This is a genomic window from Stenotrophomonas sp. YJH_SMC_138, assembly GCF_059369855.1.
Window position 1 is genome coordinate 785,200 of sequence record NZ_JCAFTB010000001.1, and the last position, 24,052, is coordinate 809,251.

Here is a 24,052-nt window from a genome sequence, read left to right on the forward strand (position 1 = left end):
TTCATAGCAGTCGCGGCCGCAGGCCGCGCGGGACCACTCACAGATGCCGCAGTTCCTGCTTCAGCGTCGCCACACAGCGGCGGCTGACTTCCAGCGGCTGCCTGCCATGCCGCAGCACCGCCTGCACCTGCCCGCCGGAGCCGCGGCGCAGCTCCACCAGCTCGTGCCGCGCCACCAGGCAGTTGCGATGGATGCGGATGAAGCGGCTGGCGAACTCTTCCTCCAGCGACTTCAGCGATTCCTCGATCAGGTCCTCGCCGCGCGCGTGGTGCACCACCACGTACTTCTCTTCGGCCTGCAGGTAGTGGATGTCGTCCAGCGGAATCAGCCGCAGGCTGCCGCGCAGGCGTGCGCACAGTACGCTGCGTGCCTGCTGCCCGCTGTGCGCCTGCGGCTGGCCATCGCGACCGGCCAGGAACGTGCGTGCCCGTGCAATCGCCGCTGCCAGGCGTTCGGCGCGCACCGGCTTCATCAGGTAATCGATGGCTGCCGCTTCGAAGGCCGACAGCGCATGCGCATCGTAGGCAGTGCAGAACACCACCGCCGGCCGCGGTTCGAAGCTGGCCAGGTGGCGGGCTGCTTCCAGGCCGTCCAGCCCAGGCATTGCGATGTCCAGCAGGACCAGGTCCGGCTGCAGCTCCGCGCACGCGTGCAGGGCCTGCTCGCCGTTGCCGGCCTCGGCCACCACGTCCACGCCGTCCTGTGCGGCCAACAGGCTGCGCAGGCGCTCACGCGCCAGTGGTTCGTCATCGGCGATGACTACCCTCACGATCGTCCCCTCACTGGATCGGCACTGTCACCTGGCAGGCATAGTAGCCCTCGCTCCAGCCAGCCGTCATCCGCGCGGCACTGCCAAAGCGCCAGGCCAGCCGATGGCCGATGCTGTGCTGGGCATGGCCAGCCCCCCGCGCCAGGGCCAGCCCGGGCGCCTGCGGATCAGGCGCGGGATTGCGCACGCGGATCTGCAGATCGTTGCCCTCGCGCAGCAGCTGCAGCTCGATGGTGCCGCCCTCGGGCAGGCGCGAAATGCCATGCAGCACGGCGTTTTCCACCAGCGGCTGCAGTACCAGCCTTGGCAATGGCAGGTCCCACGGCAGCGGCTCGTCACGCTGCCAGCGCACCTGCAGGCGTTCGCCCAGGCGCAGCGATTCGATCGACAGGTAGCGCTCGGCCAGTTCGCATTCGTCGCGCAGGGTGGAATCGCCCTCGCCTGCACCGAGCGCAGCACGGAACAGATCGGACAGGTCGAGCACGGCACGCTCGGCCACCGCCGGGTCCCGATGCAGCAGGCTGGCGATGAGGTTCATGCTGTTGAACAGGAAATGCGGGCGGATGCGCGCCTGCAGCGCATCGGCCTGGGCGCGTGCATTGGCCTGCACCTGCGCGGCCCAGCGGTCGCTGACATAGAAGTAGCGCAGCGCCAGCGCGGTGATCAGCGCGGTGGTGGCGGCGCTGCCGAGGGTGAAGCGCCAGAAGCTGATGCCGTTGGCGAAGCTGTCACCCAGCACCGCGTACAGCGCGTGCACGATGCCGGCGCAGACGACCGCGATCAGGGCCGCCAGTGCGATGGCAGCGACCGCCCCCATCACCTGCGGCAGCCTGGACAGCGCCTGCCGCAGCAGGCACAGGCTGGCGGTCACGGCCAGCGCCAGCCACAGCGCGAAGCCGCTGGCCGACAGCAGCTCGCCAACGGTCCAGTGGCGGCTGCCATCCGGGGCCAGGGCCAGCACCACCACCACCAGCTCGGCCAGGCCCAGCATCGCCGCCAGCCGCGGCAGGCGGCACAGTTCCGGCATCCACGGCGATGGGCTGGCCAGGGGCATGGCTCAGGCCGCGCCCAGCCGTTCCTGCAGCCAGTCACCCAGTGCCTGGATTTCCTCGGCACAGACCTGGTGGGCCATCGGGTAGCTGTGCCACGCCACGTCCAGGCCCAGCGTACGCAGCGCCTGTGCGCTGTGGGCCGCCACGGCCTGCGGAATCACCGGGTCGCCACTGCCATGGGCCATGAACACCGGCACCTGCACCGCGCCTTCAACGCGCGTGGCACTGTCGGCTTCGGGCAGATAGGTGGACAGGGCGATCACGCCGGCCAGCGGCGCGGTACGCGACAGCGCAGCAGTCAGGATGATCGCACCACCCTGCGAGAAGCCGGCCAGGAAGATCTTCTCCGCCGCGACGCCACGCTCGATCTCGCGCGCGATCAGCGCGTCCAGCTGCACCACCGATTCCTGCACGCCGGCCATGTCGGCACGCGACCGGAAGTCCATGCCGACGATGTCGTACCAGCCGCGCATGGGCACGCCGTTGTTGATCGTGATCGGCCGCACCGGTGCGTGCGGGAACACGAAGCGCAGCGCCGGCCAGTGCGGCCGCACCAGCTCCGGCACGATCGGCGCGAAATCATGGCCATCGGCGCCGAGGCCGTGCAGCCAGATCACCGACCACTGCGGCGAGGCGCCGGTTTCCTGTTCCACCGTTTGCAGCATGATGCGGCTCCTTCAAGTTCGAGCCGCATTATGCCGCTGGCGTGGGGCAATCAGTACAGCGGCGGTTGCTCGGCCGCTTCGCGCCGCAGCTGCGCGGCGCGGACCAGTACCGGTGGCGGGATGTTCTCTTCGGGAATGTCCAGCAGGCCCAGGCGATGCAGGAAGGCGCCCGGACCACGCGAGGAGGTCAGCGCCACCACCGGAATGGCCAACACCATGCCGATCACCACCGGCGCCATCCACGCCGCCAGCGACGGCGACACGGCCCAGGCCAGCACGCCCATGAAGGCGCCGAACACACCCAGGCCACCGTAGCCGCGGATCAGTGCCAGCCACGAGATGCCGCCGTCGTCACGCTGCTGCGCATCCCAGCCGGAATCGCGGCCGGACAACACTTCGGCCACGCCCCGCGACTGCACGTACATCACCACCGGCGCCATCAGCGCGGCCAGCACGGTTTCCACCAGCATCGACACGAAGGCACGGATCGCACCGCCGCAGCCACGGCGGTCGACCGGGTCCAGCAGCATCGCCAGGTAACCGAGCACCTTGGGCAGCAGCAGTACCGCCATGGTGGCGGCGAACAGGCGCACCACCTGCTCTTCGTCCTGTGCGCGCCAGTACACGCTGGGCGACAGGTGCAGCAGGGCATTGAAGTCGATGCCCTCCTGGAACAGCGGGATGGCGATGCCGATCAGCATCAGCATTGCCCACATCGGTGCGGTGAAATAGTGGCCGATGCCGATCAGCATGTGCGTGCGGCTGATCCAGTGCAGGCCGCGGCTGCCCACGACCTTGCCGTGCTGCAGGTTGCCCTGGCACCAGCGGCGGTCGCGTACCAGCAGATCGGTCAGCGTCGGCGGGCCCTCTTCATAGCTGCCACCGAGGTAGGGCACCATGTGCGCGGCCCAGCCGCCACGACGCATCAACGCTGCTTCGACGAAGTCATGGCTGAGCACGTGGCCGCCGAACGGCTTGCGCCCCGGCAGCGCCGGCAGGCCGGCGTGGTCGGCGAAGGCGCGGGTACGGATGATGGCGTTGTGGCCCCAGTAGTTGCTCTCGGCGCCATGCCACCAGGCCACGCCACGGGCGATCACCGGCCCGTACACGCGGCCACCGAACTGCTGCATGCGTGCGAACAGGGTGCGGCCGCCGATCACCGACGGCAGGGTCTGGATCAGGCCGACGTCGGCGTTGTGCTCCATGCCGGCCACCAGGCGCACGATGCTGTCGCCAGTCATCAGGCTGTCGGCGTCGAGGATCAGCATCTGCGGGTAGGCACCGCCGAAGCGACGGACCCAGTCGGCGATGTTGCCGGCCTTGCGCCCGCTGTTGTCACCACGGCGGCGGTAGAACAGGCGGATCTGCCCGTCCGGCACCCGCTCGCGCAGCTCGCCGAACACCCGCTCCTCGGCAGCGGCGATGTCCTCGCGACGGGTATCGCTGAGCACGAAGAAATCGAATCGGCCGAGCTGGCCGGTGGCCGCCACCGACTCGTAGATCGCCTGCAGGCCCGCCAGCAGGCGGCGCGGGTCTTCGTTGTAGGTCGGCATCAGCAGCGCGGTGCGGCTGTGCACGGTCGGCAGCGGCTTGTCCGGGTCGATGCCGAGGCGATAGCCACGGTCGAACACGGCGGTCAGGAAGCCGGCCAGGGCGCTGGCGAAAGACAGCGCGATCCAGGCAAACAGGCCAACGAACAGCACCAGCAGGCAGGCTTCGAGCACGCTGATGCCATTGGCCGACAGCACCCGCCACATCATCCGCGTGGCCGCGGCGGTCATGCCGAGCGTGCCACCGAAGATGTACAGCCGGCGCAGGCCGATCAGGCGCGGCGACGTGCGATGCCGCCGGACCTTCAGTGCACCTTCGCGCAGGGTCTGTTCGGGCATCTGCAACGGAGATTCAGCGGGCAGCAGCGCCCAGCCGGCGTCGAGCCGGGGCGCTTCTGCTTCCGCATGGATGGTCTGCACCCCCATCGCCGCCTACTCCGCGCCGTCGGCACGGCCGGCCATCCCGGCCGGGCTGCATGCACCAAGGTTCCCGGCGCGCTTTCCCGGCGCCCGCACTTGTCCAGACTGTGTCGGCTTCAGGCCGCACAGTCGATGTCTGTCACTACCGGAACCCACACGATCTCCAACGGGGCGGAATCGAAAATGCGGCCCAGTCTAGGGCGCTGAATGTAAGCCGGGTGCGAAGGCCTACGCCGGGATTTATCCCCATTCAGCAAATAGCAGGCGATCACGTCGGGGGATGGCCAGATGTCATTGCATCGCCCCGGGTACTAGATCGTATCAAACGCGAACGGTTATCATTTCATTAACCAGGCAGGTCACCGTCTTCCGCACGGCCGCGACCCACCCAGCTGCGCCGGTCCACACCGCGCGCACCGACGACCCACGGAAGGGTGGCTGCCTGCTGTCTGCCTGCGCCTGCTGCTTCCACCGGGTCACCCCACCTCCCATGGAAGCCGCCATGTCCCCATCGTCCCGTTCCCGTTCCGCGCGCCTGCCGCGCACCCGCCTGGCCCCTGCCCTGACCTCCGCCTGCCTGCTGGCCCTGCCAGGCCTGGCCGCTGCAGAGGCCGGCACCGATGCCTCCACCAAGGATCTGGATACCGTGGTGGTCACCGCCTCGGGCAGCCAGCAATGGATCAAGGATGCCCCGGCCAGCATCAGCGTGATCAGCCGTGAGGACATCGAGCGCCAGCCGGTTCCCGACCTGGCCACCCTGCTCAGCCGCGTGCCGGGCGTGACCGGCGGCCTCAGCGCCGTCGGCGAACAGTCCAAGATCAAGCTGCGCGGCATGCCGTCCAACTACACGCTGGTGCTGGTGGACGGCAAGCGCATGGGCAGCTCGGCCGCGACCAACTACCGCCCCGACCTCGGCCGCCAGGACCTGAACTGGATCTCGCCCGACCAGATCGAACGCATCGAAGTGGTGCGTGGGCCGATGTCCTCGCTGTACGGCTCCGACGCCATGGGCGGGGTGATCAACATCATCACCCGGCGCATCGGCGACGAATGGAACGGCAGCGCCACCCACAGCTACACCCGTCCCGGTGATGGCAAGCGCGGCGATACCCAGCAGATCGGCGCGACCTTCTCCGGCCCGCTGGGCGAACGCTTCGGCCTGCGCATCGGTGCCAACAGCATGCGCCGTGATTCGGACCAGTCCAACCACGGTGTCTACGGCAATGCCTACGCCGGCGAGAAGGACCGCACTGTCGATGCGCTGCTGCAGTGGAAGCTGAGCGACGCACAGGAACTGTCGCTGGAAGCCGGCCATGGCGTGCAGCAGGCCTTCATCGATGCGTCGCTGGAAAAGCAGGACGAAGGCGCCTGGGGAGCCAGTGAGCTCAAGCGCAGCTCGCTGGCGCTCAACCACGATGGCACGTGGAGCTTCGGCACCTCCAGGCTCAGCGCGTACTGGACCGAATACAAGAACGACATCGGCGCCACCGGCCGCTCAGAGGCCACCGACACGATCATCGAAGGCAGCCTGACCACGCCGTTCACTCTGGGCGTTGAACACCAGTTTGCCGTGGGTGGGCAGTGGAAGCGCCAGGAACTGACCAACACCGATACCATCGGCCGCGCGCCGATCGACTACGCCGGCAACGCCGTCAGCGGCTCCAGCCTGGAAGTGGATACCTGGGCGCTGTTTGTCGAAGACGAACTGAAGCTGCACCGCACCCTGGCCCTGACCGTGGGCGCGCGCCTGGACCACCATGAGAAGTTCGGCGGCCACGTCAGCCCGCGTGCGTACCTGGTCTGGCATCCGGCCGAACAGTGGACCATCCGCGGTGGCGTCTCCAAGGGGTTCCGTGCGCCCAGCCTGACCGAGAATTCGGCCACCGCTGCCACCCAGTCCGGCGGCCGTGGCTGCACCTCGCTGATCCCGCTGGGGTATACCCGCGGCGGGTGCTACATGGCCGGCAACCCGGACCTGGATCCGGAAACCAGCACCAACCGCGAGATCGGCATCAGCTTCGACAATGACCTGATCGATGTTGGCGTGACCTACTTCCACACCGACTTCCGGAACAAGATCGAATACGCACCGCTGGGCCGCTTCAACGGCATCTGGTGGACGCGCATGAGCAACGTGCAGCGCGCGCGCACCAGCGGCATGGAAGGCAACTTCAACGTCCGCTTCGGTGAGCAGTGGCGCTGGCGCACCTCGGCGACCTGGATGAAGGAAGCCAGGAACCTGACCACCGGCCGCAACCTGATCGATACGCCGGAATTCTCCGGCTACTCGTCGCTGGACTGGTCGCCGAATACGGTGTTCTCCGGCAGCCTGTCGGCGCAGTACACCGGCAAGCAGACCGGCACCGCCACGACCTTCCTCAAGGCCTACACCCTGTATGACCTGACCGTGGCATGGAACGTCAACGAGGTGCTGACCCTGCGCGGTGGCGTCAGCAACCTGGCCGACAAGAAGCTGTATGCGGAAGGCTCCACCGACTACTTCGTCGCCGGGCGCAGCTACTTCCTCAGCATGACCGCGCGCTTCTGACCGGCGGCACGCGCCGTGATCGCGCTGGCGACATGCCAGCGCGATCGACGGTATTGCGGGTTACTCGCTTTCCAGCGCGGCCGGTGCCGCGTCCCGCGTGGCGGCCGTGCGCGCACGGTCCATCGCCACCGCCAGTTGCTGGCGTGCGAGCAGTTGTTGTGCCTGCACCACTTCAGGTGTCGGCAGGAGCACCGGTCCCGGTGCGTTTTCCGGTGTAGCAGGTGTGGTCATGCAACCTCCATGGACATCCCGCCGCCGCACGGGTCCAACCGGGGCGGCAGCGGAACTGCGCACCCTATCCTAAAAACAAGGCGGGCGGGTGACGGTGCGGCACCCGGCCGCAGCCTGTGGAACACGGCACGCGTCACATTTTTGACGGCAGCCCTTGGATCCTGAATAGGACTTGCCTTATCATGAAAACGTTTTCTCACAGGGATGTTTCCCCCAAATGAATACCACTGACCTGTCCCAGTTCAGCCCGAAGTGGCAGTTCCGCTTCAACTTCTTCCGCCAGCATGGCGCGCCCAAGAATCCCGGTTTCAAGCAGGCCTGGAAGGCGCTGTCGTTCGGTGACCGCCTGAAGATCAACCTGAACTTCTTCGCGTTGTTCTTCGGTGCGATCTACCTGTTGATCCTGGGCATGTGGCGCAAGGCGCTGGTGGTCATCGGCATCAACATCGCGCTGGCCATCGTCAGCATGTTCCTTCCCGACGTCGTCGGGCGCATGCTGTTCATCGCGATGAATCTGCTGGTCGCCTCCAGCACCAACTACAGCTACTACCTGGAGAAGGTGGAAGGTCGCGCCAGCTGGAACCCGTTTGAAGGAATGTTCTAAGCCATCAGACCGGCGCAGGGATGCGCGGCAAGGACGCAACCGACGCCCGGCCCCCGCCGGGCGTCTTCATTTGCGCGATCAGGCCGCGCGGCGTGCCACGGCCGCCGGCTCGGCCTGCAGGCGGAAGCGCGACACCGCCACCGCCAGCTGCTCGGCCTGCTCCTCCATCGCGCGCGCGGCGGCACTGGCTTCCTCCACCAGCGCGGCGTTCTGCTGGGTGGTTTCGTCCATCTGCACCACAGTCTGGTTGACCTGCTCGATGCCGGCCGATTGTTCGCGCGACGCGGCCGAGATCTCGGCCATGATCTCGTTGACCCGACCGACCTGACCGACGATGTCCTGCATGGTGCGCCCCGCGCCGTGCACCAGCTGCGCACCGGCACCGACCTGGGCCACCGAGGCGTCGATCAGCTCCTTGATCTCCTTCGCAGCACCCGCCGAACGCTGCGCCAACGCGCGCACTTCACTGGCAACCACGGCGAAGCCACGGCCCTGCTCACCGGCGCGCGCCGCTTCCACTGCTGCGTTCAACGCCAGGATGTTGGTCTGGAACGCAATCCCATCGATCACCGAGATGATCTCGGCGATGCGCTGCGAAGACGCCTCGATCTGCTCCATGGTGTGCACCACCTGGCTGACCACCTGGCCGCCTTCGCTGGCCACGCCCGCCGCGGAACCGGCCAGCGCGTTGGCCTGCAGCGCGTGGTCGGCGTTCTGGCGCACGGTGGAGGTCAGTTCTTCCATCGACGCGGCGGTTTCTTCCAGGTTGGCAGCCTGCTGTTCGGTACGGCGCGACAGGTCGCTGTTGCCGGCAGCGATCTCACCGGCGGCCAGGCGGATGCTGGCTGCCGACTGCTGGATCTGGCCGACGATCTGGGTCAGGTGCTGCACGGTGCTGTTGGCATCGTCGCGCATCACCGCAAATACCCCATGGAAGTCACCCTGCATGCGGGTACTGAGGTCACCGGCGGCGATCGCGCGCAGCAGCGTCGACAGTGCGGCCAGGTTGTGGTCGCTGACTTCCATCATGGTGTTGAGGGTCTCCACCATGCGGCGGAAATCGTGGTCGAAGCGCAGTGCATCACCGCGCACGGCGAAGTCACCGGCGGCGGCCGCAGCGGCAAGCTGCTGGATCTGCTCGTTGATCGCGGCCAGGTTGCGCTTGGTGGTCGCCATCGCAGCGGTGAACACCGCCTTCTCGCCCGGCAGCGCCTCCATGTCCACGCTGAGGTCGCCGACGGCATAGCGCTGCATCACTTCAACCAGGCGCTGGGTGACCGCGTTGCTGGAGGCCACCAGCTGGTTGCTGTCGGCCACCATGCGGCCGTACTCGCCCGGGAACGCCGCGGCATCCATGCGGTAGCTGAGTTCACCGGCATCGTGGCGGCGCGCCATTTCGGCCTGCGCAGCCATCACCGCCTGCAGCTGGCCGCGCATGCCCTGCATCGCGTCCAGCAGGCGCCCCACTTCGTCGTTGCTGCGCGCTGGCAGGGTGCTGTCCAGCTTGCCAGCGGCGACGTCACCGGCCACGCGCACCGCTTCGGCCAGCGGGCGGATCGCCAGGCGGCGCAGCAGTACGTAGACACCGGCGCTGAGGGTCAGCGCGGCGATCACGCCGACCAGCAGGGTCAGCCACAGCAGCTGGCGCGCTTCGGCCACGATCACCGCATGCGGCATCACCACGCCCAGCGCGAAGCGCTGCGGGGCATCGCCCACGCGCAGCGGCACATACACGCGCACGTTGCCGGCCGCATCGGGGCTGAAGGCCTCGAAGGGGCGGTCGGCGGCGATCTCGGCCAGCATGCTGCGGGTCAGTGCGTCGTTGCGAGGCTTGCCGATTTCGGCGGCATTGGCCGAGGCCAGCACCACGCCCTTCGGCGACAGCAGTTCGACGCGGCCGGCCCCCATCGGCTGCAGCGTGGCCAGGTGCTTCTGCAACGCTGCCAGCGAGAAGTCGACGGTGAACACACCGAGGAACCTGTCGTTCTCGATGATCGGCGTGCTCAGCGTACTCATCAGCACCTGCTGCCCGGCGATGTCATAGGCATACGGTTCGCTCACTTTCGGCAGCTTGTCGCGGCTGGGCACCATGTACCAGTCACCGGAACCGCTGGCGGTCTCGGTGTAATCGGTCATCACCGACTGCTGCGGCTTGCCCTCCTGCCAGGCCCAGTAGCTCATGTAGCGGCCGGTGGCATCGTGCGCCTCGGTGTTGACGAACTCGGCATCCTTGCCGTCGAAGGCATCGGGCTCCCACATGGTGCTCTTGCCCAGCCATTCGGGATGGGCGCGCAGCTGCTCGCCCAGCACCGCCGCCAGGCTGGCGCGGTCGGGCACGTCACCACGGGCGCGCTGGGCCAGCACGCCTTCAACCATGGCATCGTTGCTGGCAAAGGCGGTGCCCAGATCGGCCGCCACCTGGCGCGCCTCAGCGGTCGCCTCGCTGGTCATGGTCTGGCGCGAGGCGCTGATCAGGCTGGCGCTGGCCTGTCGGTAGATCAGGAACGCGGTCACGCCGAAGCACAGCAGCGCGATCGCGGCGGTGCCCAGCATCAGCTTGTGGGCGATGCTGCCCGGGCGGCGGGCAGCGGCGGAACGGGAAGAAGGCATGGGAGGGTCCGCAAGGCAGTTCAGGACGACCGGCACCACGAAGGCACCGCGCAGGCGCGCGATCCGTCGCGCAGGCCACCGGCCGCCGGGCGGGCCCGGCGCTGGAAGCGCACCGGGTTAGCGGCCGCCCGCCAACGAGGTTGAGGCGACCGGCCTGCACATTCCTGAATCTGCTCAGGGTCGGGTCAGCCACCCGTCCGTCGCGATGGCCTCACTCGGCCACGCGGTCCTTGATCCACTGCGCGCGCGGCAGTACCTCGATGCTGCCGACGGCATACTGCTGCAGCACGTCATCCGGCCCGAAGCACGGTTGCCAGCCCAGCTCACTGCGCAGGCGGGCACTGTCGTAGACACGGTCGATGCTCAATGGCAGCGGCCAGCCACGGCGTTCGAACTCGGCCAGCAGCTGCGGCGCGCGACGGGCCAGCACGCTGCGCGGGTGGGTGGCCAGTTCCAGGCAGTCCTCGCGCCGGAACGGCGTCGGTGCGCAGGCGAGATAGCGGGCGAATCGGGCGCCTTCGTCGAGCAGCAGTGCAGCGTGTGCGCTGGCCACATCGCGGGCGTCGATGCCGCGATGCAGGCGGAACATCGCCATGCGCTCGGGCGGTTCCGGGAAGCACCGGCCCATGCGCAGCACGCGAACGCTGAAGCCCGGCGTGGCGGCAGCTTCAGCCAGGGTCTCGGCCTGCAACTTGGTGCGGTGGTAGATCGTGCGCGGCAGCGGCTCGGTGTCTTCATCGATCCAACGGCAGCCACCGGCTACCACGGCATGGCCGTACAGCGCGGTGGTGCTGGTCAGCACGAAACGCCGTGCGCCGGCTTCGCGTGCGGCCTGCAGCAGGTGCGCGGTTGCCTCCACGTTGATCTGCTGGAATACCGCGTCCGGCACCAGGCCGACATGCGGAGCATGCAGGGCCGCGGTATGGATGACCGCGTCCACGCCCTGCACCGCACGCGTGACCGCCTGGCGATCGGTGACATCGGCAATGATGCGCGTGGTGGCGAACGGGCTGCGGTCCAGCCCCACCACTTCGTGGGCGGCCGCCAACGCACCGAAGATCGCGCGCCCGATGCGCCCGGAACTGCCGGTCAACAGAATCTTCATTGAGTCCATTCACTCGAAGCGCCCGGGAACTACCGGGATGCTTCGATTCTAGGCATGCATTCGCGCATCTGCGATAGGACAGCCATGCAATCGTGCGTTCATCTTGACGACTTCGCAGGCGCCAGCAGTTGCCGCGCGATGAACAGCGGATCGTCGCCGCCGGCCACATCAGGCCTCACGCCGGTGCCTTCCCAGTTGCCGCCGGTGCGCAGATTGATCGGTTGCCGGTCGGGAATGCTGATCTGATAGCCATCGGGCAGCAACACAGGATCACCAAACATATGCGCGGCACCGCCACTGCGCGTGCCGACAATGCGCGCGCGGCCCAGGGCCTGCAGCGAATAGGCGACGAACTCGGCCGCCGAACCGGTACGCCGGTCGATCAGCACCACCAGCGGCTTCAGGTACACGGGCAGGCTGGCAGGCGGCAGCGGTACCGGCGTGCGCCGGCCACGCTGGTCCAGCTGCTGCACCGCGCCGATCTTCGCGTCCAGCAGCGTGCGCACCAGCTGGTCGGCACTTGCATCGTCGCCTCCCCCGTTCTGGCGCAGATCCAGCACCAGGCCATCGGTGTCGGCCAGCAGCGTGAAGGCCGCAGCGAACTTCGGCCGCGCCAGATCCAGCGGGTAAAAAGTACTCAACCGCAGGTAGCCAATGTTGCCTTCCAGCACCCGCACCTCGCGCACACCGGCACCATTGCTGCGGGCATCGGCACGCCAGGCCATCAACCAGTCGTCCTGGCCGGCAGCTGCATCCACGCGCTCAACGTGGAAGTGGCCATCGAACATGTCCAGGTCCTGGTTCAGGCGTGCGCTGAACGCAGCAGGATCCGAACAGCTGTCCGCATAGCGCTGCTGCGCCGACCAGCTGCGCAGGGCATCGGCGATGCGGGCGGCCTCCGCCTCGTCCAGGTACTGCGCCTGCACGGCGCTGGCGGCCGCCTGCAGCACCGCATCCTGCGCCGGGCAGGCCGTCGCCAGCAGCGCGCCGAGCATCCAGGAGACCGCCATCATCCACCCCGCATTGAGGATATATAAGCGCTTATATATCATCCCACTCATGGATCTCCAACACGCCACGCTGGGTACCCTGCTGCGCGCACTGCTGGACCAGCTGGACCCGGCCGTCGAGCAGGCCTACCGGCACCTGCAACTGGACTACCGGCCGCGCTACACGCCGGTGCTGCGCACGCTGATGGCGCAGGGCCCCTGCCGGATCAAGGACCTCGCGCTGGCCTGCGGGCTCAGCCATTCGGCGCTCAGCCAGACCGTGGCGGCGATGGTGCGCGATGGTTGGCTGCACACTGCCAATGGTGACGACGGGCGCGAACGCATCCTGCAGTTGAGCCCGCGCGCGCAGCGCGCGATGCCTGTGCTGCAGGCGCAATGGCAGGCCACCGCAGTGGCGGCACGCAGCCTCGATGCCGATCTGGGGCAGTCGTTGGAGCAGGTGCTGCGCAAAGCACTGGTGGCGCTCGAACAACGGCCCTTCGCACAGCGCCTGCAGGACGCCCGCCGGCGCTGAGGCGTTACTGCTCTGCAGCCATCTCGATCTCGCTGAGGAATGTCCAACTGCCGTTGGCCACGCGCAGCTCCAGCGTGCGGCATTGCGCAGCCAGGGGGGCTGCATTGCCGAGCACGTACTCCTCTTCGGTCGAGCCCATCACGCCGGACTGAGTGAAGGGTGCCGACAGCGTGCCGATGGTTACGGCGGCAGTTCCGGGCTCGGCGCACATCACCTCCACCGAAGTCGGCGTGACGATGCCCCAGGCCGGGCGGGTCATCGTATGCAGGCCGATCCAGTCCACCCGTCGGCGCTGGCCCAGATCGATGGTGATGCTGACGTTGCCGTGCACGCCTACCCAGCCCGCGTCCATCGGATTGCGCGGGTCGCCTACCCGGCGGTCGAACAGCTCATGGCCGCTGCCGTCGGGATAGCTGGTCGCCGGCGCCACGCTGTAGTGATAGGTGGTCTGCACCGGATCGACGATGTACGAGGCACCCAACCCGTACAACCCGCGATAGGTGTTCATCATCCGCGGCGCCTCGCCGTAGCCCTGGCCGGGGCCAACCACTTCGGACATGTGGTACTGGTTGAGCCAGGCAACGCGCTTGCCAGCCGAACGCGCGCTCCACAATTGCTGGTTGATGCGCTGCACCGACGCCGACCGGTATGCACCGGACAGGCCGTTACCGGTATCAAGGAACAGCGGGCTGCCATGGTTGAACAGCTCGATGTCGGCCCACACAGCGCTGGCGCCCAGCTGCGCCGACAACGCCTGGTAGTACTGCTCGGTGGAATAGCCCGGTCGATCCCACTGGAACAGTTTCGCGTGCGACGCCGCGCCGATGCCGTCCTGCCAGATCTGCACGTCGACCCCCGTGGCAGAGCGGAACCGTAGCGCAGCACTGGCCACGCTGGCCGGGTCGACGCTGGAGGATGCCAGATAGGGCGCCACCATCACCGGCCTGGACGGCGTCGCCGCTTTCAGTGTGGCAACGATTGAACGATAGAACGACGCACGCTCGGCCGGTACCTGCGCGGGCTCATCGGTGATGTACCAGCCGGCGAATGCCGGATGCATCGCGTACTGCTGGGCCAGCTGCGCCATCGACTGCGCTGCGTCCTGCGCCACCGCTGCAGCGTTCGAGCCCTGCCAGAACGCCGCACACTGGCCCGAACTGTAGGTGGTGCCGACCACGACCTTCATCCCACGCGCTGCGGCCGCGTCCAGCACCGTGCCCAGCTTGGCCGGGAAGCCGGCGATCCATTCGAAATCCTGCGCGCTGCTGGCGCAGCCCACGCCGGCACGGGTGGCGCGGGTCTGGCCGATGATGAGCGTGTCGTTGCCCAGGTCCCGCAGTTCGTCGAGGAACAGCGGCAGCTGTGCCGCTGGCAGCTGCTCATCGGTGGCCGAGTAACCGAAGTGAACGAAACTGCCGCTCAGCAGCGCAGTGTCCGCATGGGCCGGTGCAGCGCAGGCCAGCAGTACAAGCCATCCGAATCTGTTCACGGCGTCCTTTCCTGTCTGGGCGGTCATCCGCCATGCCGGTCCATCCTAGCCAAGCGGCGCTCATCGCGCAGCGACGTAGTTGCGCCGTGAAAGCCGGTGCGGCGTGGCGTGAGGGCAGCACCGCCGGTGCGGACACTGCCTTATCCGGGCACACGCAAGGATGAGCTCCCCTTCCATGCACCGGGAGCCTTCACATGGCTGACCAGCATCACGGCACCTCCCATCGCGGCTTCGCTTCGATGGACCGGGACAAGCAGCGCGCGATTGCCGCAAAGGGTGGACGCGCCGCGCATGCGTCCGGCAATGCACATGAGTTCAGCCCGGCCGAGGCACGCGTGGCAGGCCGCAAGGGCGGCGAGGCGATCAGCCGCAATCGCCAGCACATGGCAGCGATCGGCCGCGAAGGCGGGCACGCGCGCCATGCCAATGCACGGCAACAGCGGCAGCACGCGGCCGAACCCGCGCCGACGAAGGAAGGGCCGCAACGCCAGCAGGGCTGACCGCAGCGTGCTCAGGCGCGCCTGCACTGGCGGTACAGGGCGAGCGCCGCCAACAGGGCCAGCACGCCCGCGACAGCCATCGCCCAGCCGAAACCGCTGGCCATCGCGTCGCGGTACCAGGCCAGTATCTGCGTCCCCGGCAGCAGTGAAGACGGCTGCAGGATCAGCGTGCGCGCCTGTGCGGCCACTGCGGGCTGCCCTGCCGCCTGCGCTGTCGCAGTGAACTGGCGTACCGCGCGCAGGCCCATCAGGCTGCCCAGCAGCGCGATGCCCAGGCTCATGCCCGCCTGGCGCAACGCGTTCATCGTGGCCGACGCAATGCCGGCACGCTCGGCCGGTACGCATGACATCACCGCCATGCCGGTCGCAGGTACCGCCAGTCCCATGCCAGTGCCGAGCAGCATCAGCAGTGCGCTGGCCTGGCCGTGCGCTGTAGTCGGTTCGAACGTGGCAATCGCACACAGCGCCATGCCTGTCATTGCATAGCCCGTCACCAGCGCGGCATGCAGCCCGAACCACGCCGCCAGACGGCCGAACAGCAGCGACACCACCGCCATCAGCACGAACTGCGGTACCAGCTGCGCACCGGCCTGCGCGGCCCCGTGTCCCTGCGCCTGCTGGAAGAACAGCGACAGGAAGAACAGGCTCGCATAAGCGGTGAATCCAAGCACGAACGAGGCCAGGTTGAGCATGCCGAAACCCGGCTTCGCCAACAGGTCCAGCGGCAGCAGCGGCCGCGCCACGCGGCGCTCGACCCACGCAAACAGCGCCAGGCCGGATGCTGCGATGCCGAGCGCCAGCAGGGTCGAAGGTGCCAGCAGGCCGTGCTCGCCGATCGCGATCAGGCCGTAACTGAGTGCACCCAGCGCGACGATGCTGAGCAGCTGCCCGGCCGGGTCCAGCGCGGCGTGCTGCGGATGCCGTCGCTCAGGAATGCCCCAGGCCCCCAGCGCGAGTGCAAGCAGGCCCAGCGGCAGGTTGATCAGGAAGATGCTGGGCCAACCTGCGTGCTGCACCAGTTCGCCTCCCAGCAGCGGCCCCAGCACCAGCGCCAGCGCGCTGAACGCCGACCAGCCCCCGATCGCGCGTGCACGCTGGCGCGGATCAGGGAACGCATGGCTGAGGATCGGCATCGCACTCGGGATCAGCAGGGCGCCGGCCACCCCCTGCACCGCCCGCCCTGCCACCAGTGCGGAAAGACTGCCTGCGCAGGCACACAGCAGCGAGCCCACGGTGAAGGTCGCCACGCTGAGCAGCCACATGCGGCGGTGGCCATAGCGGTCACCCAGCGGCCCCGCCGACAGCATCACTGCGGACAGGGCGATGGCATAGGCGTTGATCACCCACTGCAGCCCGGCCATGTCGGTGTGCAGTGCCTGCTGCAGCGTCGGCAGCGCGACGTTGACGATGCTGATGTCCAGCGAGGCGAGGAAGGTGCCCAGGTAGGCCGCCAGCACCAGGGCCGGCCGTCGGAAGCGTTGCATGTGCGGATGCCGGGAGGGAGCGTGCGCGCATCGTAGTTTGCTGACTGACCGTCAGTCAATGACCGGCGGTCAGTCATTGCCGGGGGAAGCTAGAATGGCGACCGTCGCACCCGGACCCCGCCCCATGCAGATTCCCGCAGTCGCCAGGCCCCGCACCAAACCCGCTGAAACCCGCCAGGAAGAGCTGATGGACGCCGCGCAGGCGCTGTTCCTGTCACAGGGCGTGGAAGCGACCACCATCAGTGACATCGTGGCCGCCGCCGACGTGGCCAAGGGCACGTTCTATACCTACTTCGCCTCGCGCACCGAGATCCTGCAGGCGCTGGCGCAGCGCTACACGCTGCAGTTCATGGCCGAGGTCGACCATGCCGTTCAGCAGCAGCCTGCCCACGATGGCGTGGCGCGACTGTGCGCCTGGATCCGCGCCAACATCGAGACCTATGTGCGCACGCACGCACTGCACGACGTCGTCTACGCCAACCATCACCACCACCAGCGCGGCAATGCCGAGCGCAACGCCATCCAGCAGCAGCTGCTCGACATCCTCGAGGCGGGCACCCGTGCAGGCCTGTGGCAGCTGCCGGCACCGCAGATCACGGCCTCGCTGATCTATGCCGGCGTACATGGCGCCACCGATGACCTGATCGCTGCGCCCACGCAGGACGCCGACACCTTCATTGCGGCGGTGGTGGCCGATTGCCTGCGCATGGTCGGCGTGTCGCCGGCGCCGAAGCGTGGCGGCACCCGTCGCTGAAGCGCCCGCCGTCGCTCAGGCGTGGGCGAGGATGTTCAACAGCCGGCCGAACGGGTCGCGGACGAAGAAGCGCCGCACGCCCCAGGGCTCGTCGGCCGGGCCATAGTCCAGCGCGATGCCAGCCGCGTGCATGCGTTCCAGCACCTCCTGCAGGTTGTCCACTTCGATAGACAGGTCCGGCACCGGTGCGCCGGAACCCCCTTCGCTGGCGAAGCTGACCTGCGCCAGCGCACTGCCCTGCCCGCCATGGGTGACGATCCAGCCATGATCCATCACCACCGGCATGCCGAGCAGCTCGCCATAGAATGCAGCGGCACGGGCGGGATCAGACGTGGCGATGTTGGCGACGACACGCATGACGGCCATGTTCCACTCCACCAGGAAGAATGCGCCGAGAGTGCCCGACCCTGCGCACAAACAGAAGAGCCCCGTCATGGACGGGGCCCGTCATCAGCCGATCATGGCTGGGCTTACACCGCGCCGCAGCGCTCCATGACGCATCGATCGTATTCGTACTGGCATTCCATGGCATCACCCCCACCGGCTACACACGCCTGGTAGGCCTTCCAGCAGGGAAAATCGCAGGGCTGGACCGGTCCGGCCACGGCCACCGACCCACTGCAGGCCAACGCGAACACAGCACCGGCGATCACTTTCCTGAAAGTACGCATCGACATCACTCCTTGATAAGCCTGGTGAGCCCAGGCCGGGCAACCTTAGCGCTGCACCCGGGACGTTGGGTGAAGGCGGATGCGGCTGGACTCAGTGTTGCAGCATTCCCAGGACACGCAGTTGCCCGGCCAGCTCATCACTGTTGCGCCACGGCAGGATCGGCGAATTGCTGCGCTCGTCCGGAGGGGTGTCCGGCAGCGCGTCGGACGCGCCACCTGTCCCTGCAAGCGGCAGCAGCGGCCGCTTGTGCAGCCCAACCTCCGAGATCGTGCAGGCGCGCCCACCGCTGACGATGCAGGCATCACCGGCAAGGGCCATGATCAGGTTGCGCGCATCCCCATGCCACAGGGCACCACCACCGTGGCCGGCCAGTCGCCCGGCGGCATGCTGCCTTCCGGGATGACGCTGGGCACCTGGCCACCAGCTGCGCGCTCGAACGCGTCGCTGCCAGGATCGGCACCGCCCAATATCGCCAACGGTGGTTTACGGAATGCGGTACGCATGGGCGGTTCCGAAGCCTCGGAAGCAAGGGTCACGGTGCCCTGCCCGCTGGAGCCGCACCATGCACCGATCACAAAACATTAACACGTTCATAAAATTCTCTTCACATTACTGGGGGATATCGCCATGCCTTGGCGTTAACGGCCTTGTTGTCCGTCAACCAAGGAAGTTGTCCGATGAATCACCCGCTGTACGGCCGTTCGTCCCGCTCCCTGTCGCATCGCCCGCTGGCGCTTGCCGTCGCCAGCTCGCTGCTGCTGGCCACCGCACTGCCAGCCATGGCCAGCGAATCACTCGAGGCCTGGCAGCAGCAGCGCCAGCTGCAGGCCGCGTGGGCGCAGCCCGCTGCCAGCACCGCACCTGCAACCACGGCCACTGCAGCCGCCGCCAGCAGCACCGCCGTTCTTGGCAACCCCGGCGATCCGGCCAGCTGGCGCAGCGATGAATTCAACGCCGATTGGGGCCTGGGCGCGATGGGCGCGGACTACGCCTATGCGCGCGGCCTGACTGGCAAGGGCGTACGCCTGGCGCTGTTCGACTCGGGCTCCGCACTGGCGCATCCGGAGTTTGCAGGACGCAATACCTCCAGCATCACCATCGGTGCCGACTGTGCGACGCCGGGCGTGGTCGCAGGGGCCGGCGCCTGCGGGCAGACCCGCGGCGAACAGCCCGGCTACAACTACTACGGACTGGGCGCCGGCGTTCCGGCCTCACTGGCGGCACGCCTGATCGCCGCCGGCCAGCCCTACGGCTTCAGCTACGCCGACCACGGCACGCATGTGCTTGGCACCATCGGCGCCAACCGCAATGGCACCGGCATGCATGGCGTGGCCTTTGGTGCGGATCTTACCGCCGCCCGCGTGTTCGGTGACACCTACTACGAGTGGCGCCTGGACCCGGACAGGTTCTATCGTCCGCGCGCGGTGTACCGCACCGATCCGGATGATGCCGCCACGCTGGACATGTATGCGCAGATCCAGGCGCAGGGTGTACGCGCCATCAATCACAGCTGGGGCATTTCCACGCGCAACATGACCGCCGCCGCGCTGGACCAGCAGTACGCCAGCATTGGTGCCGACTACGGCGTGTACGGCAGCATCTACGCCAACAACGGCAATGCCCCGGGCTCCACTCTCATCCAGGTGTGGTCGGCTGGCAATGGCAGCGGTGCGGTTGCCGGCATCACCGCCTCGATGCCGCGCTGGAAGCCCGAACTGGAACCGTACTGGCTGGCGGTCGCCAATGTCCGCCGGCCCGACGCCGCCGCAGGTGAAACCGACTACGTGATCGATGGCAGTTCCAGCATCTGCGGGGTTGCCGCCAACTGGTGCATCTCGGCCCCCGGTACCGATATCGTCAGCACCATCGTCTCCGGTGATATCCAGGGCCGCATCGAGAACACCTCCGCCTACGTGCGGCTGATCATCGACAGCGAGAACACCAACTACGTCTACGGCACCAAGACCGGCACGTCGATGGCCGCCCCCCATATCACCGGCGCCCTCGGCCTGCTGATGGAGCGCTTCCCGTACCTGGACAACGCCCAGGTCCGCGACGTGCTGTTGACCACCGCACGCGATCTCGGCGCGCCAGGCATCGATGCAATCTACGGCTGGGGCATGGTCGACCTGCGCAAGGCCATCGAAGGCTACGGCTCGCTGCGCGTGGACACCAACGTGGTGATGAACCAGAGGGCCGGCGGCCTGAAGGTCTGGGAAGGCGATGCGTGGGACAACTGGACCAACGACATCGGCGGCCCCGGCAAGCTGACCAAATCCGGTATCGGTTGGCTGCGCCTGAGCGGCAACAACAGCTTCAACGGCGCCGTGGTGCAGGACGGCATGCTGGAGTTGAACGGCGCCAACACGCTCACCTCGGCGGTCGAGGTCCAGGGTGGCCGGCTGCTGCTCAACGGCAGGCTGGTCTCCACCGCCCTGACCACCACCGGTGGCGTCAGCACGGTCAGCACCAGCGGCGTGCTGGATAACAGCAACCTGGTAGTCAACGGCGGCGTGGTGTCCTTCAACGGCACGCAGACCGGTGGCACCACCACCGTCGGCGCCAATGGCCTGCTGAAGGGCGTCGGCACGCTCGGCAACACCCGCGTGGACGGCATCATCGCGCCGGGCAACTCGATCGGCACGCTGACCATCAACGGCAACTACGTGCAGGGCGCCACCGGCGTGTATGCGGCGGAGCTGGCACCGGGTAGTCGCAGTGACCAGCTGCACGTGACCGGCACCGCGACCCTCGGCGGCACCCTGGTCGCCCTGCCGGAACCGGGCGTGTATTACCTCGGCGAACAGTTCAACGTCCTGCGTGCCGACGGTGGCATCAGCGGCCAGTTCGCCAAGACCGACTTCAGTGCGTTCTCGCCCTTCCTGCAGTTCAGCCTGGCCTACGGTGCCAATGGCACGCGCATCGACGTTGCCCGTGGCGCTTCGCTGGCCACGGCTGCCAACACGCCCAACCAGCGTGCGGTGGCGGCCGCCGCCGACCTGCTGCCGATCGCCCAGGGCCTGCCCAAGCCGCTGACCCAGCTGTTCCCGCAGCAGGTCGGTGGCGTGCTCGATGGCCTCAGCGGCGAGCTGCATCCGGCCACGGCCATCGCCCTGGTCGAGGGCAGCCGCTACGTGCGCGATGCCGCGTTGTCACGCCGTGCCGGCGCCACCGCGCCCGGCAGCGACGTGGGTGATGCGACGGGTGCATGGGTGCAGGCCATCGGTGGCAACAGCAGGCTGGACGGTGACTTCAACACCGCCCGCACCGAGGCCAACAGCAACGGCCTGCTGGTCGGCATCGACCGCGAGTTCTCCGGCTGGCAGGTCGGCGTGCTGGCCGGTACCGGCCGTACCGACGTCAAGCAGCAGGACCGCCGCGCCAAGTCGAAGATCGACAACACGCACTTCGGTGCCTATGCCAGCCACACCTGGGGCGGCTTCGGCCTGCGCGGTGGTGTGGCGTGGAGCAAGCACGAGGTGAAGAGCACGCGTGAAGTCGCCTTCGCAGGTTTCAGTGACAGCCTGAGCGCGCGTTACGACGCCCGCACCCGCCAGGCCTTCATCGAAGCTGGTTATCGCTTCGGTGGCCCCGAAGCCGGGCTGGAGCCGTACCTGCAGGTGGCGCGCGTGGAAGTGGACCTCAAGCGCATCAGCGAACGCGGTGGAGCAGCGGCGCTGCAGGGCAAGGTGGACGACACCGGAACCACGATCGCCACCGCCGGCGTGCGCTTCGACAAGGGGCTGAAGGCTTCGTTCCAGCAGGACAGCTGGCTGCACCTGCGCGGGGGCGTCGGCTATCGTCGTGCCTCGGGGGATCGCAGCCAGGTCGCCAACCTTGCGTTTGCCAATGGCAGCTCCACGTTCGCGGTCAACGGCGCGCCGATCGCCGACAACGCGGTGGTGGCCGAACTGGGCCTGTCGGCGTGGCTCACCTCGCGCCAGCAGCTGGAGCTGGGCTACAGCGGCCAGTTCGGCAGCGAGAGCCGTGACCATGGTGCGAATGCACGCTGGTCCGTGCGTTTCTGATCTGTGCCTGCAGTGCGATGAAAACAGGAGGGGCGGCCGATCGGCCGCCCCTTCTGCTTGCGGGTGACACTCTTTCAGCTCAGGCGCACAGCGCCTGCATGGCCTGCGCTGTGACCTCGACGATCTGCCCATCCACGATGTGGACGCTGCGACCCGCGCACGCCGCCAGCTCCTTGTCATGCGTCACCATGATGATGGTCATGCCGCCCTGGTTGAGCTCACGCAGAATCTCCATGACCCCTTGCGACATCTGCGAGTCCAGGTTTCCGGTCGGCTCGTCAGCCAGCAGCAGGGCCGGCGTACCCGCGATGGCGCGGGCGATCGCCGCGCGCTGCTGCTGCCCGCCCGACAGTTCGCCGGGATAGTGCGACATGCGGCTGCCCAGTCCGACCTGGGCCAGTGCCGAGGCCACACGCTGCCTGCATTCGGCTGCCGCCATGCCACGGTAGCGCAGGGGCACCTCCACATTGGCCTGGATGGTCAGATCCGGAATCAGGTTGAACGCCTGGAACACGAAGCCGATCTTCTCGTTGCGCAGCGCGCTGAGCGCCGCGTCGCGCACGCAGCCAACATCCACGCCGCCGATCGCGTAGTGGCCGCCGGAAAAGCCCTCGAGCAGACCGAGGATGTTCAGCAGTGTGGACTTGCCGGAGCCGGAAGGGCCGGTAATCGAGAGGAAATCGCCCTCCTGCACCGACAGGTCGATGGAGCGCAATGCATGGGTCATGACTTCACCCACCTGGAACACTTTGCTGACGCCTTGCATCCTGAGCATGGGAATTCTCGCTTGCAGATGGAAGCAGCGACCGGCCAAGGCCGCTGCGGGACTCACAACGAACGGATGGCCGACACCGGCGCGATGGCCGCGGCACGCAGCGCCGGCAGCAGTACCGCCGCCTGGCCCAGCAGCAGCAGGATCACCGCACTCACCGGCAGGTACAGCAGTGGCAGGCGCGGCAGTTCGTAGAAGCGCATCAGGGTCAGGTTCATCGCGTAGGCCAGCAGAGCCCCGGCCGCGATGCCGATGGAGACAATCAGCAGGTTCTCGATCTGGAAATAGCGCATCACATCGGTGCGCGTGGCCCCCAGCGCGCGGCGGATGCCGATCTGCTTGCGACGTTGCTCCACCCAGTAACTGGCCAGTCCGACAATGCCCAGGGCAGTGGCAGCGAGCAGTGCGATGATGACACCGCCCAGCAGCCCCATCATGACCCGGTCACCTTCGAAATGCCGCTCGCGCAGTTCGGAGATCCGCCGGCTGCCCTCGACATCGAACACCACGTCCGGCGCGACACGGCGGATTGCCTGCTGCGCATCGCGCATTACGCGGTTCATGTCGCCGGCCTCGGCGCGCACCAGATAGCGGCCGGTCAGGCGCGGCCCCTGCGATGCGGGCACGATCACCGACCAGTCCGAGCCCTTGGCTTCACCGCGGCCGGGGCGGGATACGGCCATGTGCTCGACCACGCCGATCACCCGCAGCCGGGTATCCATCGCCCACAGGCTCTTGCCCACGGCGTTTTCACCGGGCCAGTAACGTTGGGCCAGCTCCTGGGTGACCAGCGCCGGGGGATTGGCCGGCACCAGTTCATCGGTCGGTGCGAACTCGTCCGCACCGGGCATGCGCCCCCCCACCAGGTGCAACTGCAGCGCGTCCAGGGCCACGGCATCGGCCAGGTAGAAATCCAGAACACCGCCGGGCACCTGCTGGTCCTCGTCCAGGTTGACGCCGGCGCGTATGCCCGGGCTGCCGAACGGCATGGCACTGACCAGCCCGGCCGCCGTCACGCCGCTCAGCCCCCGCAATGCACCAACGACCCGCGCGTTGACATCGTTGGCGCGCTCGGCATCGATGCCGTCGAGCTGGATCACCCCCAGCCGTGACTCGTCCAGGCCACTGACCAGCTGCATTGCAGCGTTCCGCTCGATCATCAGGAAGATCGCGTTGCACAGCACGGCGCAGGCCAATGCGATCTCCATCGCGATGAGGAAGGTCGCCAGGCGGTGCCGGCGCAGGGCCGAAAGTACGATGCCGATCTGCATGGTG

22 protein-coding genes are annotated in these 24,052 nt (G+C 67.7%); 6 read left to right on the forward strand and 16 right to left on the reverse strand.

What is annotated here, in order from left to right:
* Positions 1-37: 37 nt before the first annotated feature.
* The 4 genes from AC5P7I_RS03415 to mdoH are packed head-to-tail and all read right to left on the reverse strand — an operon-like array spanning position 38 to position 4,462.
* Entirely contained in the window at positions 38-769 is a 732-nt protein-coding gene (locus tag AC5P7I_RS03415) for a LytR/AlgR family response regulator transcription factor (RefSeq protein WP_014648511.1), read from the reverse strand.
* A gap of 10 nt (positions 770-779) precedes the next feature.
* Positions 780-1,823 (reverse strand): sensor histidine kinase, encoded by a 1,044-nt coding sequence (locus tag AC5P7I_RS03420; protein ID WP_414615637.1) that lies wholly within the window; start codon positions 1,821-1,823, stop codon positions 780-782.
* A 3-nt stretch (positions 1,824-1,826) separates the two neighbouring features.
* Positions 1,827-2,486 carry an alpha/beta hydrolase gene (locus AC5P7I_RS03425; protein WP_046432661.1) on the reverse strand — a complete coding sequence of 220 codons (660 nt, stop codon included), beginning with the start codon at positions 2,484-2,486 and terminating at the stop codon, positions 1,827-1,829.
* Between the two features lie 50 nt (positions 2,487-2,536).
* A complete protein-coding gene (gene mdoH, locus AC5P7I_RS03430; protein ID WP_262087854.1) occupies positions 2,537-4,462 on the reverse strand; it encodes a glucans biosynthesis glucosyltransferase MdoH in 1,926 nt (641 codons plus the stop codon).
* A 496-nt stretch (positions 4,463-4,958) separates the two neighbouring features.
* Here mdoH and AC5P7I_RS03435 point away from each other — a divergent pair, with 496 nt between their 5' ends.
* Complete coding sequence (locus AC5P7I_RS03435; protein ID WP_262087853.1) at positions 4,959-7,004, forward strand: TonB-dependent receptor domain-containing protein; 2,046 nt, start codon at positions 4,959-4,961, stop codon at positions 7,002-7,004.
* Positions 7,005-7,064: 60 nt separating this feature from the next.
* Here the strand turns inward: AC5P7I_RS03435 and AC5P7I_RS03440 are convergent, their stop codons facing one another.
* Positions 7,065-7,235 (reverse strand): hypothetical protein, encoded by a 171-nt coding sequence (locus tag AC5P7I_RS03440; protein ID WP_005419553.1) that lies wholly within the window; start codon positions 7,233-7,235, stop codon positions 7,065-7,067.
* Positions 7,236-7,452: 217 nt separating this feature from the next.
* Here AC5P7I_RS03440 and AC5P7I_RS03445 point away from each other — a divergent pair, with 217 nt between their 5' ends.
* A complete protein-coding gene (locus AC5P7I_RS03445; protein WP_014648516.1) occupies positions 7,453-7,839 on the forward strand; it encodes a DUF2628 domain-containing protein in 387 nt (128 codons plus the stop codon).
* A 78-nt stretch (positions 7,840-7,917) separates the two neighbouring features.
* Here the strand turns inward: AC5P7I_RS03445 and AC5P7I_RS03450 are convergent, their stop codons facing one another.
* From AC5P7I_RS03450 to AC5P7I_RS03460, 3 genes are all read right to left on the reverse strand, one after another.
* Entirely contained in the window at positions 7,918-10,449 is a 2,532-nt protein-coding gene (locus AC5P7I_RS03450) for a methyl-accepting chemotaxis protein (RefSeq protein ID WP_262087852.1), read from the reverse strand.
* Positions 10,450-10,660: 211 nt separating this feature from the next.
* Entirely contained in the window at positions 10,661-11,554 is an 894-nt protein-coding gene (locus AC5P7I_RS03455) for an NAD-dependent epimerase/dehydratase family protein (RefSeq protein WP_014648518.1), read from the reverse strand.
* Positions 11,555-11,652: 98 nt separating this feature from the next.
* Positions 11,653-12,564 (reverse strand): S41 family peptidase, encoded by a 912-nt coding sequence (locus AC5P7I_RS03460; RefSeq protein ID WP_262087866.1) that lies wholly within the window; start codon positions 12,562-12,564, stop codon positions 11,653-11,655.
* A gap of 49 nt (positions 12,565-12,613) precedes the next feature.
* Here AC5P7I_RS03460 and AC5P7I_RS03465 point away from each other — a divergent pair, with 49 nt between their 5' ends.
* Positions 12,614-13,078 carry a MarR family winged helix-turn-helix transcriptional regulator gene (locus AC5P7I_RS03465; RefSeq protein WP_014648520.1) on the forward strand — a complete coding sequence of 155 codons (465 nt, stop codon included), beginning with the start codon at positions 12,614-12,616 and terminating at the stop codon, positions 13,076-13,078.
* 4 nt (positions 13,079-13,082) lie between these two features.
* Here the strand turns inward: AC5P7I_RS03465 and AC5P7I_RS03470 are convergent, their stop codons facing one another.
* Positions 13,083-14,567, reverse strand: a complete 1,485-nt coding sequence (locus AC5P7I_RS03470; RefSeq protein ID WP_262087851.1) for a DUF4434 domain-containing protein — start codon at positions 14,565-14,567, stop codon at positions 13,083-13,085.
* 194 nt (positions 14,568-14,761) lie between these two features.
* Between AC5P7I_RS03470 and AC5P7I_RS03475 the strand changes: the two genes are divergently transcribed.
* Positions 14,762-15,067, forward strand: a complete 306-nt coding sequence (locus tag AC5P7I_RS03475; RefSeq protein ID WP_046432675.1) for a KGG domain-containing protein — start codon at positions 14,762-14,764, stop codon at positions 15,065-15,067.
* Between the two features lie 11 nt (positions 15,068-15,078).
* On the opposite strand, the gene AC5P7I_RS03480 is transcribed toward AC5P7I_RS03475, so the two are convergent.
* On the reverse strand, positions 15,079-16,551 hold the full coding sequence (locus tag AC5P7I_RS03480) for an MFS transporter (RefSeq protein ID WP_262087850.1): 1,473 nt from the start codon (positions 16,549-16,551) through the stop codon (positions 15,079-15,081).
* 124 nt (positions 16,552-16,675) lie between these two features.
* Here AC5P7I_RS03480 and AC5P7I_RS03485 point away from each other — a divergent pair, with 124 nt between their 5' ends.
* Entirely contained in the window at positions 16,676-17,305 is a 630-nt protein-coding gene (locus AC5P7I_RS03485) for a TetR/AcrR family transcriptional regulator (RefSeq protein WP_046432686.1), read from the forward strand.
* Between the two features lie 15 nt (positions 17,306-17,320).
* On the opposite strand, the gene AC5P7I_RS03490 is transcribed toward AC5P7I_RS03485, so the two are convergent.
* The 4 genes from AC5P7I_RS03490 to AC5P7I_RS03505 all read right to left on the reverse strand — a co-directional run bounded on the left by AC5P7I_RS03490 (position 17,321) and on the right by AC5P7I_RS03505 (position 18,480).
* On the reverse strand, positions 17,321-17,671 hold the full coding sequence (locus tag AC5P7I_RS03490) for a VOC family protein (protein WP_032958352.1): 351 nt from the start codon (positions 17,669-17,671) through the stop codon (positions 17,321-17,323).
* 104 nt (positions 17,672-17,775) lie between these two features.
* Positions 17,776-17,976 (reverse strand): hypothetical protein, encoded by a 201-nt coding sequence (locus AC5P7I_RS03495; RefSeq protein WP_032958391.1) that lies wholly within the window; start codon positions 17,974-17,976, stop codon positions 17,776-17,778.
* Positions 17,977-18,067: 91 nt separating this feature from the next.
* Positions 18,068-18,295: a hypothetical protein gene (locus AC5P7I_RS03500; RefSeq protein WP_262087849.1), complete on the reverse strand. Its 228-nt coding sequence runs from the start codon at positions 18,293-18,295 to the stop codon at positions 18,068-18,070.
* A 2-nt stretch (positions 18,296-18,297) separates the two neighbouring features.
* Positions 18,298-18,480 carry a hypothetical protein gene (locus AC5P7I_RS03505; RefSeq protein WP_262087848.1) on the reverse strand — a complete coding sequence of 61 codons (183 nt, stop codon included), beginning with the start codon at positions 18,478-18,480 and terminating at the stop codon, positions 18,298-18,300.
* A gap of 174 nt (positions 18,481-18,654) precedes the next feature.
* Here AC5P7I_RS03505 and AC5P7I_RS03510 point away from each other — a divergent pair, with 174 nt between their 5' ends.
* The gene (locus tag AC5P7I_RS03510) at positions 18,655-22,005 is read left to right on the forward strand and encodes an autotransporter domain-containing protein (RefSeq protein WP_262087847.1); all 3,351 of its coding nucleotides are present in this window, start codon (positions 18,655-18,657) and stop codon (positions 22,003-22,005) included.
* 79 nt (positions 22,006-22,084) lie between these two features.
* On the opposite strand, the gene AC5P7I_RS03515 is transcribed toward AC5P7I_RS03510, so the two are convergent.
* Both AC5P7I_RS03515 and AC5P7I_RS03520 read right to left on the reverse strand, forming a co-directional pair.
* Positions 22,085-22,780 (reverse strand): ABC transporter ATP-binding protein, encoded by a 696-nt coding sequence (locus tag AC5P7I_RS03515; protein ID WP_262087865.1) that lies wholly within the window; start codon positions 22,778-22,780, stop codon positions 22,085-22,087.
* A 53-nt stretch (positions 22,781-22,833) separates the two neighbouring features.
* Complete coding sequence (locus AC5P7I_RS03520) at positions 22,834-24,048, reverse strand: FtsX-like permease family protein (RefSeq protein ID WP_032958343.1); 1,215 nt, start codon at positions 24,046-24,048, stop codon at positions 22,834-22,836.
* Positions 24,049-24,052: the final 4 nt, after the last annotated feature.

Excerpts from the sequence above, each read along its gene's own strand:
- AC5P7I_RS03465 (WP_014648520.1), top strand. The coding sequence starts at position 12,614 with ATGGATCTCCAACACGCCACGCTGGGTACCCTGCTGCGCGCACTGCTG.
- AC5P7I_RS03420 (WP_414615637.1), bottom strand. The coding sequence starts at position 1,823 with ATGCCCCTGGCCAGCCCATCGCCGTGGATGCCGGAACTGTGCCGCCTG.
- mdoH (WP_262087854.1), bottom strand. The coding sequence starts at position 4,462 with ATGGGGGTGCAGACCATCCATGCGGAAGCAGAAGCGCCCCGGCTCGAC.
- AC5P7I_RS03480 (WP_262087850.1), bottom strand. The coding sequence starts at position 16,551 with ATGCAACGCTTCCGACGGCCGGCCCTGGTGCTGGCGGCCTACCTGGGC.
- AC5P7I_RS03500 (WP_262087849.1), bottom strand. The coding sequence starts at position 18,295 with ATGGCCCTTGCCGGTGATGCCTGCATCGTCAGCGGTGGGCGCGCCTGC.
- AC5P7I_RS03425 (WP_046432661.1), bottom strand. The coding sequence starts at position 2,486 with ATGCTGCAAACGGTGGAACAGGAAACCGGCGCCTCGCCGCAGTGGTCG.
- AC5P7I_RS03490 (WP_032958352.1), bottom strand. The coding sequence starts at position 17,671 with ATGGCCGTCATGCGTGTCGTCGCCAACATCGCCACGTCTGATCCCGCC.
- AC5P7I_RS03495 (WP_032958391.1), bottom strand. The coding sequence starts at position 17,976 with ATGCGTACTTTCAGGAAAGTGATCGCCGGTGCTGTGTTCGCGTTGGCC.
- AC5P7I_RS03455 (WP_014648518.1), bottom strand. The coding sequence starts at position 11,554 with ATGAAGATTCTGTTGACCGGCAGTTCCGGGCGCATCGGGCGCGCGATC.
- AC5P7I_RS03520 (WP_032958343.1), bottom strand. The coding sequence starts at position 24,048 with ATGCAGATCGGCATCGTACTTTCGGCCCTGCGCCGGCACCGCCTGGCG.
- AC5P7I_RS03450 (WP_262087852.1), bottom strand. The coding sequence starts at position 10,449 with ATGCCTTCTTCCCGTTCCGCCGCTGCCCGCCGCCCGGGCAGCATCGCC.
- AC5P7I_RS03475 (WP_046432675.1), top strand. The coding sequence starts at position 14,762 with ATGGCTGACCAGCATCACGGCACCTCCCATCGCGGCTTCGCTTCGATG.
- AC5P7I_RS03440 (WP_005419553.1), bottom strand. The coding sequence starts at position 7,235 with ATGACCACACCTGCTACACCGGAAAACGCACCGGGACCGGTGCTCCTG.
- AC5P7I_RS03485 (WP_046432686.1), top strand. The coding sequence starts at position 16,676 with ATGCAGATTCCCGCAGTCGCCAGGCCCCGCACCAAACCCGCTGAAACC.
- AC5P7I_RS03460 (WP_262087866.1), bottom strand. The coding sequence starts at position 12,564 with ATGGCGGTCTCCTGGATGCTCGGCGCGCTGCTGGCGACGGCCTGCCCG.
- AC5P7I_RS03505 (WP_262087848.1), bottom strand. The coding sequence starts at position 18,480 with ATGCGTACCGCATTCCGTAAACCACCGTTGGCGATATTGGGCGGTGCC.
- AC5P7I_RS03510 (WP_262087847.1), top strand. The coding sequence starts at position 18,655 with ATGAATCACCCGCTGTACGGCCGTTCGTCCCGCTCCCTGTCGCATCGC.
- AC5P7I_RS03435 (WP_262087853.1), top strand. The coding sequence starts at position 4,959 with ATGTCCCCATCGTCCCGTTCCCGTTCCGCGCGCCTGCCGCGCACCCGC.
- AC5P7I_RS03515 (WP_262087865.1), bottom strand. The coding sequence starts at position 22,780 with ATGCTCAGGATGCAAGGCGTCAGCAAAGTGTTCCAGGTGGGTGAAGTC.
- AC5P7I_RS03445 (WP_014648516.1), top strand. The coding sequence starts at position 7,453 with ATGAATACCACTGACCTGTCCCAGTTCAGCCCGAAGTGGCAGTTCCGC.